Genomic DNA, 12,290 nt, shown 5'->3' with positions numbered 1-12,290 from the left:
ATAACAAGACATTGACCCACAAGGAGCATCCCAGCATGCGTCTGAATCGTTTGTTCGCAGTCGTCGCCCCCATCGTTCTGCTGCTGCCACTGGCCGCCCACGCCGATTGGCCGAAGGGCGAGCGCGAGAAATACATGGCCCAGTGCACAGAAGCGGCCACCCCGCAGATCGGTGCTGCCGCAGCGAAGGCTCACTGCGCTTGCGGCGCCGATGCCATCAAATCTTACCCTGCCAAAGACATCCAGTCCTTGATGGATAACACGGCCAATGACGCACTGAAACAAAAAGCACTGACCCAAATCTCGTCATGCAAAGCCGATAACAAGGCAAAAAAATAAGCCCGACTGAGGGATTTTTACGCCTGCCACGACAGTAAAAACGCTCTGAAAACCGCTTTTTCGTACAATTTATTCAGGTTTTACAGGTTTTTTTATCGTCTTTACGTTCTACTGAAAGCCTTGTAAAACGGGGCTTTCAGCTACATCAAGCAGCAAACGGAACGCGACTGTAGGGCAAACAGCACGTCCGGGGGGCTCCCAAAGCGAACATTTCGACTATGATACCCCGGTGTGCCCAGTTGGCCTGAGCAGCACAGCACTACTGAAAATATATGTTTCTTGGAGATACACCATGTCTAATCGCCAAACCGGCACCGTTAAATGGTTCAACGATGAAAAAGGCTTCGGCTTCATCACTCCTCAAGGTGGCGGTGACGACCTGTTCGTACACTTCAAAGCTATCGAAAGCGACGGTTTCAAAAGCCTGAAAGAAGGCCAAACCGTTTCCTTCGTGGCTGAGAAAGGCCAAAAGGGTATGCAAGCTGCACAAGTCCGCGCTGAGTAATTTTCAGCCGCACTAAAAAAACCCCGTCCATGTGACGGGGTTTTTTATGGGCAAAGCGAAAGTCTGAAGCGATCAGCCGCAGTTGACGCGGGTAACCACCCGGCTGGCATCGGTATTCAGGTTCAGGCGATCGGAGCGGTATTCCAGCGTCACCATATCGTTAGGCGACAGGAACCGAGCGTTCTGGGCACCTGCGCGGGTACGCGCCTGCTCCAGCAGTGCGGGCGACGCCGCTTTGCCGATGGCGAATTCGGCTGCTTTTGCCTCACAACGGCTGTGACCTGTGTCAGTCGTCGCTACAGGGTCTGTTGCCGAATCGGACGATGTGCTGCTGCAACCAGCCAGCAGAGTGACGGCGAACAAAGTACCCAATGACGCGAGCTTCCAAGGCATGAAGCCTCCTTTTTTCCAATAGTTAAGCTGAGATCTTGCGACCGCCAATCCGGAATTTGGTTTCAAGGTGAGTGCCATGACCCGCCCTCTTACCGCACGAGCGGCGAGTTTGCCTGAGCATCGCCCTGCCGTTCATTACTCAATCGTGACTGAATATGAACAATCCTCAATAGACGTCGATGTAATCGAACGGCGGGTTCGGCCAGTTCTCTTTCAGCGCATTGAAGATTTGCATGACCCAGACCTCGTCGCTGGCCGCGACCAGTCCTACATATCCGGAACCCTTGGCCCACGTCTCCAGACGAAACAATAGTCCGTCGATATCGGTGCCACCCACAACGCCCGATGAAATGTAGGCGATGCCGCCCTTGGTTACCCGCAGTTGTGTGTGCTCGTCATCACTGGCAGAGGCCAGCAGCTGGCGCACTGCCTCAAGGGTCAAGCCGTCGGGCGTGTTCAAATCGATCTGCACAGCACGGTCCTTGAAAATTGGTCAGAGACCAAGTGTCGCATAGCCCTCCTCTCATGCCTAAGTCGGAGTGCCAAACGCCGCGCAAAATGGTTAACTCGACACCCAGACTTTCCCGAATTCACGAGCGCCATCATGTCCACCATAAGCATCGACGCCAACATCACCGTCAAGTGGCCGCAGGGTCACAGCTCTTACAGCCCGGGCAGCCCGGAAGAGTTCGCAATCATTGGCATCGATCTATTGGTCAAGGAACTGGGAACTGAAGCGGCGAGGAAATTCATCGCGCAGATATTCGAGAAGTACCCCGCCGACTATATGGGCCTGACAGAGAACGAGCGGGCGTAAAACCCGCAGGCTGGCACCTGCGGGTGCATGGCTTACTTCAGACGCGCCAGACGCTGGGTCAGCAGGTCGAAGAAACCCTGGGCGTCGCCGCTTTCAACCCAGAAAGCGTTCTTCGGCGCTTTCAGGCCGTCATACCAGTCGACAATGGTTTGACCGAAGGTCGGGCCTTCGCGGCTATCAACGACTACGTTGACCGAACGACCGGTGAACAGTTCAGGCTTGAGCAGGTACGCGATGACGGTGGCGTCATGCACCGGGCCACCGGGAATACCGTAGTGCTCCATGTCGCCTTTGACGTACTCATTGAGAATATCGCCCACCAGCTTGCTGGCATTGTTGTTGATCGCCGCGATCTGCTTCAGGCGCGCCTCACTGGTGAGGATCTTGTGGGTCACGTCCAGCGGCAGATACGTCAGCTTCACACCGCTTTTGAGCACCACTTCCGCAGCCTGCGGGTCGGCGAACAGGTTGAACTCGGCCACCGGGGTAATGTTGCCGCCGTTGAAGTGCGCCCCCCCCATGATCACCACTTCCTTGATGCCCTGAACGATTTCAGGTTCCTGGATCAGCGCCAGGGCCAGGTTGGTCTGTGGGCCTAGCATGGCAATGGTGATGCTGTGGGGCTTGGCGGCCTTCAAGGTATCGATCAGGTAATTGACCGCATTGCCTTCGGCCAGGCCTTTTTTCGGCTCGTGCACGGTGACGCCCGACAGACCTTCCTTGCCATGAATGTTCTCCGCATAGATCGGCGTGCGCATCAACGGTTTCGGTGCACCCGCGTAAACCGGCACCTCTTCGCGCCCCGCCCACTCACGGGCCAGTCGTGCATTTCGCGAAGTCTTGTCCAGACGCACGTTGCCGGCAACGGTGGTCAGCGCACGAATATTCAGCTCTTCAGGCGACGCCAAGGCAAACAGCAAGGCGACGACGTCGTCGGCACCGGGATCGGTGTCGATGATCAAATCGATCTTTTCCGCCGCCTGGGCGCTCGTTGCAGTAATCAGGGACAAAAGCAGCAGACTCCGGAGCAGGTGGTGCAGTTTCTGAGCATAGCGGTGCATATCGCACTCCTTGTGCGTGGGGGAAGAAATATGAGGACAGCGCGTTAGAACGTCACTCCCGATACCAGCACGATGTTGCAATACGGCGCGCATTCGCCTGTACGAACAATCGCTCGCGCCTGTCGGCTGAGGACTTTGAACTGGTCATGACTGAGCAGCTCACGCTGGCCCAGCGCGCCTTTGGCATTCAGCTCATCCAGCGAGCTCAAGGCAGGTGGTTGTTTGTCCAGAATCTCCTGGGCCAGCACATGGCGCTCGACCTGCATCTCGCTGAGAACGACCTTCAAAGTGCTGACGAAATCCGGAATGCCTTGGGTCAGGGCCAGGTCGATCAGTTCGACGCCTGGCGGTACCGGCAGGCCGGCATCGCCGATCACGACCATGTCGCCGTGACCAAGGGACGCGATCAGCCGAGACAGCGCGATGTTGAGCAAAGGGGTCTTTTTCATGGTGCTTTGAACGCCTGTACATCGGACAAGGTGGGAATCGAGGGTTGCGCGCCGGCACGGGTGACCGACAGCGCCGCGGCAATCTGGCCGAAACGGATCGCTTCAGCTTCGGTCTTGCCGGATGCCAGGGCGGCGGCAAAGCCGCCGACGAAGGTGTCGCCAGCCGCCGTGGTATCGACAGCCTTCACTGTCGGCGCCGGGAAATGTTCGAAGCCTGTGCCGTTGGCAAACATCGATCCTTGAGCACCAAGGGTGATGATGACTTTACCGGCGCCTAAGGCGATCAAACGAGTTGCGGCGGTTTCGGCGGTTTCAAGGGAGTCCACCGGCAAACCGCTGAGGGCCGAAGCTTCGCTTTCATTGGGAATCAGATAATCAATGGACGCGTACCAATCCGCCGGCAGCGGGCGACTGGCCGGCGCCGGGTTAAGGATCACGATTTTGCCCAACTCACGACCACGTTTGAGAGCATGACCCACCGTGGCATCCGGCACTTCCAGCTGACAAATGATCACGTCCGCCGCCTGCAATACCGCATCGAACTGGTCGATGACCTGTGGCGTTAGCGCACCGTTGGCCCCGGCAACGATCACGATTGCGTTTTGACTGTTGTCATCGACCACAATCAAGGCCACGCCGCTGGAACCTTCCACAGAGCTGACTGCCTGGCAGTCGATCTGCTCGGCCAACAGCGCCCCGCGCAATTCTTCACCATATGCATCGCTGCCGACACAACCGACCATCGACACCTGTGCCCCCAGCCGCGCCGCAGCGACTGCCTGGTTCGCGCCCTTGCCACCGGAAACCGTGGTAAACGACTCGCCGATCAGCGTCTCACCGCCACGGGGCAACCGTGGAGCCCGGGTCACCAGGTCCATGTTCAGGCTGCCTATCACCACTACTTTTGCTGGCATACATCACTACTCGTCAATTCGGTTTCAGCGGTATTCGTCGAACACACCGGCAAGCGGTGCAGTCGATTCTCGCAGGACAATACTGGGTGTCACGATCCGTTGATCGGTGGCCATGTCGGGTTTTGCGATTCGTCGTAACAGAACCTCGGCCGCCATCTCACCGAGCTGCAGGATCGACTGGCCCACGGTGGTCAGCGCCGGATAGACATAACGACTCATCTGAATATCGTCGAAGCCGATCACCGACAGTTCGGTCGGCACACGAACATTGCGCTCGGCAGCCGCTCGCAGCACACCGATGCCGATCATGTCGTTGCCGGCGAAGATCGCGCTGGGCGGGTTCTTTTCCAGCAGGATCGCGGCGGCGTTGTAACCGCCCGTGCTGGTGAAGTCACTTTCCAGCATGCGCTCGGGATGCACTTTGACGCCCGCCTCCCGCAAGGCACGGCAATAACCGGCCAGACGCATCTGCGCCACGCTGGTGCCCGCCGGGCCGCCGATGGTGGCGATATCCCGATGGCCCAGTTCCAGCAGATGCCGGGTGGCCAGATAGGCGCCGTATTCGTGGTCGATACGCACCAGATCGGCATTCACACCTGCCAGACCGCGGTCGACGATCACCATCGGCGTGCGCACGCCCGCGAGACCTTCTGCCAGCCCCGCGTCGCCGCCGGCCGAGGCCACGATCAATCCGTCGATACGTTTTTCCAGCAGCACGCGCAGGTAACTGCGCTGCTTGTCCGGGTTGTCGTCGGAGTTGCAGAGGATTACGCAATAGCCGTTACGCTCGCAATAATCCTCGATGCCACGGGCCAGTTCGGCGAAGTACGGGTTGAGGCTGTTAGGCACCAGCAAACCGATGGTCGCCGTGGTCTTGGCTTTCAATGAGCGGGCCACGGCGCTCGGTACGTAGTCCAGGGTTTTGATCGCCGCCTCGACTTTGATCCGCACCTCTTCGCTGACCGGCCGGGTCTTGTTCACCACGTGGGAAACCGTGGTGTAGGAAATCCCGGCGAGTGCCGCTACATCCTTGATCGTTGCCATGACTCAGGTCCGCCGGCTTGCGCGCTGACTGCGATAAGTATCAAGCACCACCGCCACCACGATCACTGCGCCGGTGATGATGCGTTTGGTTGGCTCGGTCGCGCCGATCTGCGCCAGGCCCGCCGCCAGTACGGAAATGATCAGAACCCCGAAGAACGTGCTGATGACCGAACCGCGGCCACCCATCAAACTGGTACCGCCGATCACTACCGCGGCGATCACTTGCAGCTCAAGCCCGGAGCCGGCATTTGGATCTGCCGCTTCCAGACGGGAAATCTGGAACAGTGCGGCAACACCCGCCAGCAGCCCCATCAGACTGAATACCAGGATCTTGTAGGGCTTCGGATTGATCCCTGCCAGACGCACCGCCTCTTCGTTGGTGCCGATGCCGATCAGGTAGCGGCCAAACACGGTTCGCGTCAACACTGCCTGCGCAATGAAGATGATCAGCAAGGCAATGATGAACGACGGCGAGATACCGAAGGCGATCGGGTTGGACAGCCAGGCGAAGGCGTCACCGATGTAAGCCGTACGCGAACCGGTCATCTGATACGCCACGCCACGGGCCATTTCCAGCACGCCGAGGGACACGATGAACGACGGAATTCGCCACGCTACGGTGATCGATCCGGTGATGGTCCCGGCCAATGCCGCAATCGCCATCCCGAGCAGCGCCGCGGGCAGGACGCTCCAGCCCCAGCCGAGAATCGCCACGCTGACAGCCGATGCCGCAAGCGCCAGGACCGAGCCGACCGACAGGTCGATGCCACCGATGATCAGCACGAACGTCATGCCGACCGCCAGCACCATCAAATCGGGAATCTGGTTGGCCAGGGTGCTGAACGTGTCGTAAGACAGGAAATGGCTGCTCAATACCGAGAACAGCGCAACCATCGCCAGCAAGGCACCGGCCAGGCCCAGATAAGTGCCCAGACCGTAGAAATTACCACTACGTTTGCCGGCAGAAGATGCATTTTTCATGAAAGGTCCCTAGGCGCTGCTTCGTTGAGCAACGCATCACGTTTTTGGTAGCCGGCGAACGCGGCGGCAAGCAAATCATCCTGGGTCCAGCTGTCGCGCTCGAAGGTGTCGATCAGGCGCCCCGCCGACAACACGCCGATCCGGTCGCAGATCAGCATCAGCTCACGCAGGTCGCTGGACACCACCACCAGCGCCTTGCCCTGTCGGGTCAGCTCACCGAGCAGTGCATAAATGTCGAACTTGGCGCCCACATCGATGCCCCGGGTCGGTTCATCGAACAGCATTACCGAACAGTCGCGCTCCAGCCAACGGCCGATCACCACTTTCTGCTGGTTGCCACCCGACAGCTCGGACACCAGCTGCGTCGGGCTCGAACTGCGGATGCGCATGGCATCAATCTGACGCTGGGCCAGGGACATTTCGTCCGCGTTGTTGACGACCCCACCACTGGAAATCACTGGCATGTTGCCCAGCGCGATGTTGGCGCTGATCGACTGGGTCAGCAGCAGGCCTTCGCCCTTGCGGTCCTCGGTGATCAAAGCGATGCCGTGACCGACCGCATCGGCCGGCGAACGAATACTCACCACTTGAGCGGGTGAACCCAGCGCGACGGTGCCGCTGTCTGCGATGTCGGCACCGAAGATCAGACGCAGCAACTCGGTGCGCCCTGCCCCGATCAATCCGGAAATCCCGTAGATCTCGCCGGCGCGGACTTCAAAGGACACATCGCGAACTTTGTCGGAGCGGGTCAGCCCTTTGACTGTCAGGGCGGGAGCGCCAATGTTGCGCGGCCCCAGGTCCATGTGTTCGCCGAGTTCACGGCCAACCATCAGGGTGACCAGTTGCTCGCTGTTGTAATTGGCCATTGGCTCGACGCAAACCAGGTTGCCGTCGCGCAAAACCGCAATGCGCTGGGCCACTCGTGCCAGTTCTTCGAGGCGATGGGAGATATAGATGATCGACACGCCGCGAGCCTGCAAGCGGGTGATCTGTTCGAACAACATCTCGACTTCGCGAGCGGTGAGCATCGCGGTCGGTTCGTCGAGGATCAGCACATGGCAATCGCCGATCAGGTTGCGCGCGATCTCGACCATTTGTTGGTGACCGATACCGAGTTCGCCGACCAGGGTGTCCGGGTCGATCGCGTCGAGCCCGACCTGGGCCATTGCCTCGATCGCGGCTTTGCGCAGCTGTTTGCGACTGATCCAGCCGCCATTGCTGGGCAAATTGTCGAGAAACAGGTTTTCCGCCACCGACAGGGTCGGCAACAGATTGAGTTCTTGCATGACCATGCGGATGCCCAGGTCTTCGGCCTGGGTGCGGCTGCCGGGGCGGTAATCCTGCCCTTGGAATTGCATGTTGCCGGTGGTCGGCGTGACCAGTCCGCCAATGATTTTCGACAGCGTGCTTTTGCCGGCGCCGTTCTCGCCGGTCAGCGCCAGCACTTCACCGCGCATCAGCGTCAGTTCAATGCCGGTCAGGACAGGTTGAGCGTAGGTCTTGCCGATGCCGCTGACCGAGAGGACAGCGTTCGGGGCGGAAACTGACATAAAACTCTCCATGCGCTCGCCCGGACGGGCGAGCACCGTTGTGTCGCCAGAGGGGTTACTTGGTGACGAGCTCTACCGGAGTTTCGATCACGCCGTTGGTGCCGCTGTCGACCTTCTCGCCCTTGATGATTTTCAGCGCGGTCTCAATACCGAACACGGCTTGCTTGGCGGCAAACTGGTCAGCGGTCGCCAAGACCCGGCCGTCTTTCAACATCGGTTTGATGGCGTTGATGTTGTCGTAACCGACCACTTGCACCTTGCCGGCCTTGCCTGCCGCACGCACGGCGGAAACGGCACCGACGGCCATGCTGTCGTTGCCGGCCAGCAGGGCTTTGACTTCCGGGTATTCGCTGAGAATCGAGGCGGCAACCTTGTTGCCCTTGTCGATCTCCCAGTCACCGGACTGCAACGAGACGACCTTGATCTGCGCCGCTTCCATCGCGTCTTTGAAACCTGCGGTGCGGGCCTGGGCGTTGGTGGTGGTGGACACACCTTCGATGATGCCGACTTCGTCACCGGCCTTCAGTTGCTTGGCCAGGTACTCGCCGACCAGACGCGCGCCTTTGCGGTTATCCGGGCCTACGAACGGGACGGTGATGTTTTTGCTTTTGACCACGGCCGGGTCCAGCTGGTTGTCGATGTTGATCACGGTGATACCAGCATCGATGGCTTTCTTGATCACCGGAACCATGGCCTTGGAGTCAGCCGGCGCGATGACCAGCGCATTGACCTTGGCCAGAATCATTTGCTCGACGATGCGTGTCTGGCCAGCGGTATCCGTTTCGTCCTTGATGCCGTTGGAGATCAGTTCGAAATCGCCGGAATGGTCTTTCTGATACGCCTTGGCACCGTCTTCCATGGTCAGGAAGAACTCGTTGGCCAGTGATTTCATGACCAGCGCGACTTTGGGTTTTTCAGGAGTCTCGGCGAAAGCCGAAGAGACAGGCAGCGCGGCGGATGCAGCGGCCAGCATAGCGACAGCAAGAAGACGTCCAGCGAATGGCAGCTTCATGGGTTCACTCCGATCTTATGATTATTGTGAGCAACGTTTGCGGTGGCGTAAGCTTCATCGCGTCCGCCAATGGACTGAGCCATCACGAACAGCGCGCAAACGTTTGCGTAGACCGAACTATGCGAACCCTGGTGTGATTTGTCAACGGCCGGTTTCGTGTCCGGGTTGGTAAAAACCAACTCTGCGCTTTACGCCGTCGTGCTGACCAGACCGCCAGTGCTGGAGTCTTTAGCCAGTTCTTTCACAAGACTGCCAGTGACTTGCGCCAGTGCGCCATTGGTTTCGGCGATCTGCCCCTGGATCGTCATGACGGCTGTAGCTTTGGCTTCCTCGGTGGGATAGGACGTTGCCTGAGCGGCTGCCAATTGCTGCTGTTGTTCGCGCAGTTGCTGTTGCAGTTCCTGCATGCGTTTGAGCAGCACCTGCACCGCAATACTTTGGGTGCTTTTGCTCTCGGATTTGCTTTCGGCCTGAGCAGCACCACCGGTTCTGACCTGGTTTTCTTCTTTTCCAGTCAGCTGCGTCGACGTCTCTTCCGTCGCTTCGCTCAAGGCATTGATCGTCGACGGAGTCTTGCCACCGATGGTGATTGCGCCCGCATTTGGAAAACCGACAGAAAAAGACATGTGCACTCCCGAAATGAAAAATCCCTTGAAAGCGCATCGACCTGTGCGCGGATTTCTTTAGCACGGATTTTTTATCTCGCAAGGCGATGTGCTCACCAAAGGTCGTAGGCCTTTTCGGAGAGCCGAACGCGAAACCTCAACTTATTCGGAAAGCCGGACACGAGGCTTTTTAACACTGGTCGCCCGATGGATAAATATTGATATAAATCATCACGTTAAAAGTTTCTCTCATTCAACGTATGACTGGTACAGATCCTGCTCTTTACCTAGTGCCCCAGGCGACAGATCTGCCTGGGGCGTATCTAGATGAACTTGCATCAGCACCGTCTCACTACTAGAGAGAAAATAATGAAATCTGCTTTCAACACCTTTATTCCGGGCGCTTTGGCCCTCCTGCTGCTCCTGCCTACAGCCCTTCAGGCAAAAGAAGTCGAAACTCAACAGAAACTGGCCAACGTGGTGATCCTCGCCACCGGCGGCACTATCGCCGGCGCTGGCGCGAGCGCTGCTAACAGTGCGACCTACCAGGCAGCGAAAGTCGGTATCGAGCAGTTGATCGCCGGGGTTCCGGAACTCAGCCAATTGGCCAACGTTCGGGGCGAGCAGGTCATGCAAATCGCCTCGGAAAGCATCACCAACGACAACCTGCTGCAACTGGGTCGTCGCGTCGCCGAACTGGCCGACAGCAAAGACGTCGATGGCATCGTGATCACCCACGGCACCGACACCCTGGAAGAAACCGCCTACTTCCTGAACCTGGTAGAAAAAACCGATAAGCCGATCATCGTCGTCGGCTCCATGCGCCCGGGCACCGCAATGTCCGCTGACGGCATGCTCAACCTGTATAACGCCGTCGCCGTCGCCAGCAGTAAAGACGCCCGCGGCAAAGGCGTTTTGGTGACCATGAACGATGAGATCCAGTCGGGTCGCGATGTCAGCAAAATGATCAACATCAAAACCGAGGCGTTTAAAAGTGCCTGGGGCACGCTCGGCATGGTGGTTGAAGGCAAATCCTACTGGTTCCGTCTGCCGGCCAAGCGTCACACCATGGACTCGGAATTCGACATCAAAACCATTAAGAGCCTGCCTGACGTAGAAATCGCCTATTCCTACGGCAACGTCAGCGACACGGCCTACAAGGCACTGGCTCAGTCGGGCGCCAAAGCGATCATCCACGCCGGCACCGGCAACGGTTCGGTTTCCTCGCGTGTGGTCCCTACCCTGCAAGCCCTGCGCAAGGACGGCGTACAAATCATTCGCTCGTCCCACGTCAACGCCGGCGGTTTCGTATTGCGAAACGCTGAACAACCAGACGACAAGTACGATTGGGTCGTGGCGCATGACCTGAACCCGCAAAAAGCCCGCATCCTGGCCATGGTCGCGCTGACCAAGACCAACGACAGCAAAGAGCTGCAGCGGATGTTCTGGGAATACTGATCCACCCTCGCCCGGCCGGTTCCGGCCGGGCACTGCATTAACCACTCGCCAGCCTTGGCGAGTGGTTCATAGCCCTTCCGATATTCCGATAAAAATTTTCCCTTCTTCCTACACCAAACGGAAAAAACTGCTGTCAGAGGATTTTCTTGAATTTTAAGCAGTTGCGAAAATGCCTACAGTTAAATACTGTATGCACGTACAGCTTAATAAGGATAATTCCGTGGCCACCACCTCTGCCTCTCCTGACGCCTATGAACGTATGGGTATGCGCGTTCAGAAAATCATCAATTCCCCCACCGCTCAGAAAGCCAAAGCCGCACTGATCTTCCGTCTACCGGACGAACCCGTGGATGAGTGGGAGCAATTGCTCGAAGAAATCGATGAAAACGACAACGTCACCCTCGCCTATCGCGACGATGGCGGTGTGCAGATTTTCTGGGTTGTGCCGAAGGAAGATTGAGTCAATGAGTGTCCGCTGGTTTGCTTTGCTGTTTCTGTTCATCACCCTTGGCGCCCAGGCTGGCGCCCCACGCACCTTCAACGAAGCCAAGAAAGTCGCCTGGAAGTTGTACGCGCCGCAATCCACCGAGTTCTATTGCGGCTGCAAATACACCGGCAACAAGGTCAACCTCGCCGCGTGTGGGTATGTGCCGCGCAAGAACGCCAAGCGTGCCGCCCGCATTGAGTGGGAGCACATTGTTCCGGCCTGGCAGATCGGCCATCAGCGTCAGTGCTGGCAAGAGGGCGGACGCAAGAACTGCACGCGCTACGATCCAACCTATCAAAAGGCCGAGGCTGATCTGCACAATCTGGTGCCGAGCATCGGCGAGGTGAACGGCGATCGCAGTAACTTCAGTTTCGGTTGGCTGCCGGTGCAATCGGGTCAATATGGCTCGTGCCTGACCCAGGTCGACTTCAAGGCGAAGAAGGTCATGCCCCGCCCTTCCATTCGCGGCATGATCGCCCGGACGTATTTCTACATGAGCAAGCAGTACGGTTTGCGCCTGTCGAAACAGGATCGCCAGCTGTACGACGCATGGAACAAGACCTATCCGGTTGAAGCCTGGGAGCGTCAGCGCAACCAAAGCGTGGCGTGCGTAATGGGTCGCGGCAACGAATTTGTCGGGCCCGTAGACATGAAAGCCTGCGGCTGATCGATCGCT

The 12,290-nt window shown here is 58.2% G+C and carries 16 protein-coding genes; 6 read left to right on the top strand and 10 right to left on the bottom strand.

Annotated elements, in window-relative coordinates; genetic code table 11:
- Positions 1-35: 35 nt before the first annotated feature.
- Positions 36-338, top strand: a complete 303-nt coding sequence (locus ACA070_RS10465) for a hypothetical protein (RefSeq protein WP_461958181.1) — start codon at positions 36-38, stop codon at positions 336-338.
- Between the two features lie 292 nt (positions 339-630).
- Positions 631-843 carry a cold-shock protein gene (locus ACA070_RS10460; RefSeq protein WP_007905882.1) on the top strand — a complete coding sequence of 71 codons (213 nt, stop codon included), beginning with the start codon at positions 631-633 and terminating at the stop codon, positions 841-843.
- 72 nt (positions 844-915) lie between these two features.
- Here the strand turns inward: ACA070_RS10460 and ACA070_RS10455 are convergent, their stop codons facing one another.
- Both ACA070_RS10455 and ACA070_RS10450 read right to left on the bottom strand, forming a co-directional pair.
- Positions 916-1,236, bottom strand: a complete 321-nt coding sequence (locus ACA070_RS10455) for an I78 family peptidase inhibitor (protein ID WP_497451935.1) — start codon at positions 1,234-1,236, stop codon at positions 916-918.
- Between the two features lie 166 nt (positions 1,237-1,402).
- Positions 1,403-1,708 (bottom strand): hypothetical protein, encoded by a 306-nt coding sequence (locus tag ACA070_RS10450; protein WP_258696704.1) that lies wholly within the window; start codon positions 1,706-1,708, stop codon positions 1,403-1,405.
- Between the two features lie 132 nt (positions 1,709-1,840).
- Here ACA070_RS10450 and ACA070_RS10445 point away from each other — a divergent pair, with 132 nt between their 5' ends.
- Positions 1,841-2,053, top strand: a complete 213-nt coding sequence (locus tag ACA070_RS10445; RefSeq protein ID WP_094471650.1) for a hypothetical protein — start codon at positions 1,841-1,843, stop codon at positions 2,051-2,053.
- Between the two features lie 32 nt (positions 2,054-2,085).
- On the opposite strand, the gene ACA070_RS10440 is transcribed toward ACA070_RS10445, so the two are convergent.
- From ACA070_RS10440 to ACA070_RS10405, 8 genes are all read right to left on the bottom strand, one after another.
- Positions 2,086-3,114 (bottom strand): nucleoside hydrolase, encoded by a 1,029-nt coding sequence (locus ACA070_RS10440; protein ID WP_219095917.1) that lies wholly within the window; start codon positions 3,112-3,114, stop codon positions 2,086-2,088.
- A 44-nt stretch (positions 3,115-3,158) separates the two neighbouring features.
- Entirely contained in the window at positions 3,159-3,563 is a 405-nt protein-coding gene (gene rbsD / locus ACA070_RS10435) for a D-ribose pyranase (protein ID WP_497451046.1), read from the bottom strand.
- The gene (gene rbsK, locus ACA070_RS10430; protein WP_497451045.1) at positions 3,560-4,477 is read right to left on the bottom strand and encodes a ribokinase; all 918 of its coding nucleotides are present in this window, start codon (positions 4,475-4,477) and stop codon (positions 3,560-3,562) included. Before rbsK ends, rbsD begins: the two co-directional genes overlap by 4 nt.
- A gap of 24 nt (positions 4,478-4,501) precedes the next feature.
- On the bottom strand, positions 4,502-5,521 hold the full coding sequence (locus tag ACA070_RS10425; protein ID WP_497451044.1) for a LacI family DNA-binding transcriptional regulator: 1,020 nt from the start codon (positions 5,519-5,521) through the stop codon (positions 4,502-4,504).
- Between the two features lie 3 nt (positions 5,522-5,524).
- Positions 5,525-6,502, bottom strand: a complete 978-nt coding sequence (locus ACA070_RS10420; RefSeq protein WP_497451043.1) for an ABC transporter permease — start codon at positions 6,500-6,502, stop codon at positions 5,525-5,527.
- Entirely contained in the window at positions 6,499-8,052 is a 1,554-nt protein-coding gene (locus ACA070_RS10415) for a sugar ABC transporter ATP-binding protein (RefSeq protein WP_497451042.1), read from the bottom strand. The genes ACA070_RS10420 and ACA070_RS10415 overlap by 4 nt, the downstream gene beginning before the upstream one ends.
- Positions 8,053-8,107: 55 nt before the next feature.
- Positions 8,108-9,064: a sugar ABC transporter substrate-binding protein gene (locus ACA070_RS10410; protein ID WP_461987299.1), complete on the bottom strand. Its 957-nt coding sequence runs from the start codon at positions 9,062-9,064 to the stop codon at positions 8,108-8,110.
- Positions 9,065-9,252: 188 nt separating this feature from the next.
- Entirely contained in the window at positions 9,253-9,690 is a 438-nt protein-coding gene (locus tag ACA070_RS10405) for a hypothetical protein (protein WP_497451041.1), read from the bottom strand.
- 348 nt (positions 9,691-10,038) lie between these two features.
- On the opposite strand from ACA070_RS10405, the gene ACA070_RS10400 reads away from it, so the two are divergent.
- The 3 genes from ACA070_RS10400 to ACA070_RS10390 all read left to right on the top strand — a co-directional run bounded on the left by ACA070_RS10400 (position 10,039) and on the right by ACA070_RS10390 (position 12,281).
- Positions 10,039-11,127 carry an asparaginase gene (locus tag ACA070_RS10400; protein WP_497451040.1) on the top strand — a complete coding sequence of 363 codons (1,089 nt, stop codon included), beginning with the start codon at positions 10,039-10,041 and terminating at the stop codon, positions 11,125-11,127.
- 169 nt (positions 11,128-11,296) lie between these two features.
- The gene (locus tag ACA070_RS10395; protein ID WP_017337660.1) at positions 11,297-11,587 is read left to right on the top strand and encodes a DUF1654 domain-containing protein; all 291 of its coding nucleotides are present in this window, start codon (positions 11,297-11,299) and stop codon (positions 11,585-11,587) included.
- A gap of 4 nt (positions 11,588-11,591) precedes the next feature.
- Complete coding sequence (locus ACA070_RS10390; protein ID WP_109633159.1) at positions 11,592-12,281, top strand: endonuclease; 690 nt, start codon at positions 11,592-11,594, stop codon at positions 12,279-12,281.
- Positions 12,282-12,290: the final 9 nt, after the last annotated feature.

Source organism: Pseudomonas sp. LBUM1678 (genome assembly GCF_059695575.1).
The sequence above is the reverse complement of the archived record's forward strand: the minus strand, read 5'-3'. Positions and strand labels throughout refer to the sequence as shown.

What these genes read in the sequence shown, in the direction of transcription:
- ACA070_RS10465 (WP_461958181.1), top strand. Translation starts at nt 36, where the DNA reads ATGCGTCTGAATCGTTTGTTCGCAGTCGTCGCCCCCATCGTTCTGCTG.
- ACA070_RS10460 (WP_007905882.1), top strand. Translation starts at nt 631, where the DNA reads ATGTCTAATCGCCAAACCGGCACCGTTAAATGGTTCAACGATGAAAAA.
- ACA070_RS10455 (WP_497451935.1), bottom strand. Translation starts at nt 1,236, where the DNA reads ATGCCTTGGAAGCTCGCGTCATTGGGTACTTTGTTCGCCGTCACTCTG.
- ACA070_RS10445 (WP_094471650.1), top strand. Translation starts at nt 1,841, where the DNA reads ATGTCCACCATAAGCATCGACGCCAACATCACCGTCAAGTGGCCGCAG.
- ACA070_RS10440 (WP_219095917.1), bottom strand. Translation starts at nt 3,114, where the DNA reads ATGCACCGCTATGCTCAGAAACTGCACCACCTGCTCCGGAGTCTGCTG.
- rbsD (WP_497451046.1), bottom strand. Translation starts at nt 3,563, where the DNA reads ATGAAAAAGACCCCTTTGCTCAACATCGCGCTGTCTCGGCTGATCGCG.
- rbsK (WP_497451045.1), bottom strand. Translation starts at nt 4,477, where the DNA reads ATGCCAGCAAAAGTAGTGGTGATAGGCAGCCTGAACATGGACCTGGTG.
- ACA070_RS10425 (WP_497451044.1), bottom strand. Translation starts at nt 5,521, where the DNA reads ATGGCAACGATCAAGGATGTAGCGGCACTCGCCGGGATTTCCTACACC.
- ACA070_RS10420 (WP_497451043.1), bottom strand. Translation starts at nt 6,502, where the DNA reads ATGAAAAATGCATCTTCTGCCGGCAAACGTAGTGGTAATTTCTACGGT.
- ACA070_RS10415 (WP_497451042.1), bottom strand. Translation starts at nt 8,052, where the DNA reads ATGTCAGTTTCCGCCCCGAACGCTGTCCTCTCGGTCAGCGGCATCGGC.
- ACA070_RS10410 (WP_461987299.1), bottom strand. Translation starts at nt 9,064, where the DNA reads ATGAAGCTGCCATTCGCTGGACGTCTTCTTGCTGTCGCTATGCTGGCC.
- ACA070_RS10405 (WP_497451041.1), bottom strand. Translation starts at nt 9,690, where the DNA reads ATGTCTTTTTCTGTCGGTTTTCCAAATGCGGGCGCAATCACCATCGGT.
- ACA070_RS10400 (WP_497451040.1), top strand. Translation starts at nt 10,039, where the DNA reads ATGAAATCTGCTTTCAACACCTTTATTCCGGGCGCTTTGGCCCTCCTG.
- ACA070_RS10395 (WP_017337660.1), top strand. Translation starts at nt 11,297, where the DNA reads ATGCCTACAGTTAAATACTGTATGCACGTACAGCTTAATAAGGATAAT.
- ACA070_RS10390 (WP_109633159.1), top strand. Translation starts at nt 11,592, where the DNA reads ATGAGTGTCCGCTGGTTTGCTTTGCTGTTTCTGTTCATCACCCTTGGC.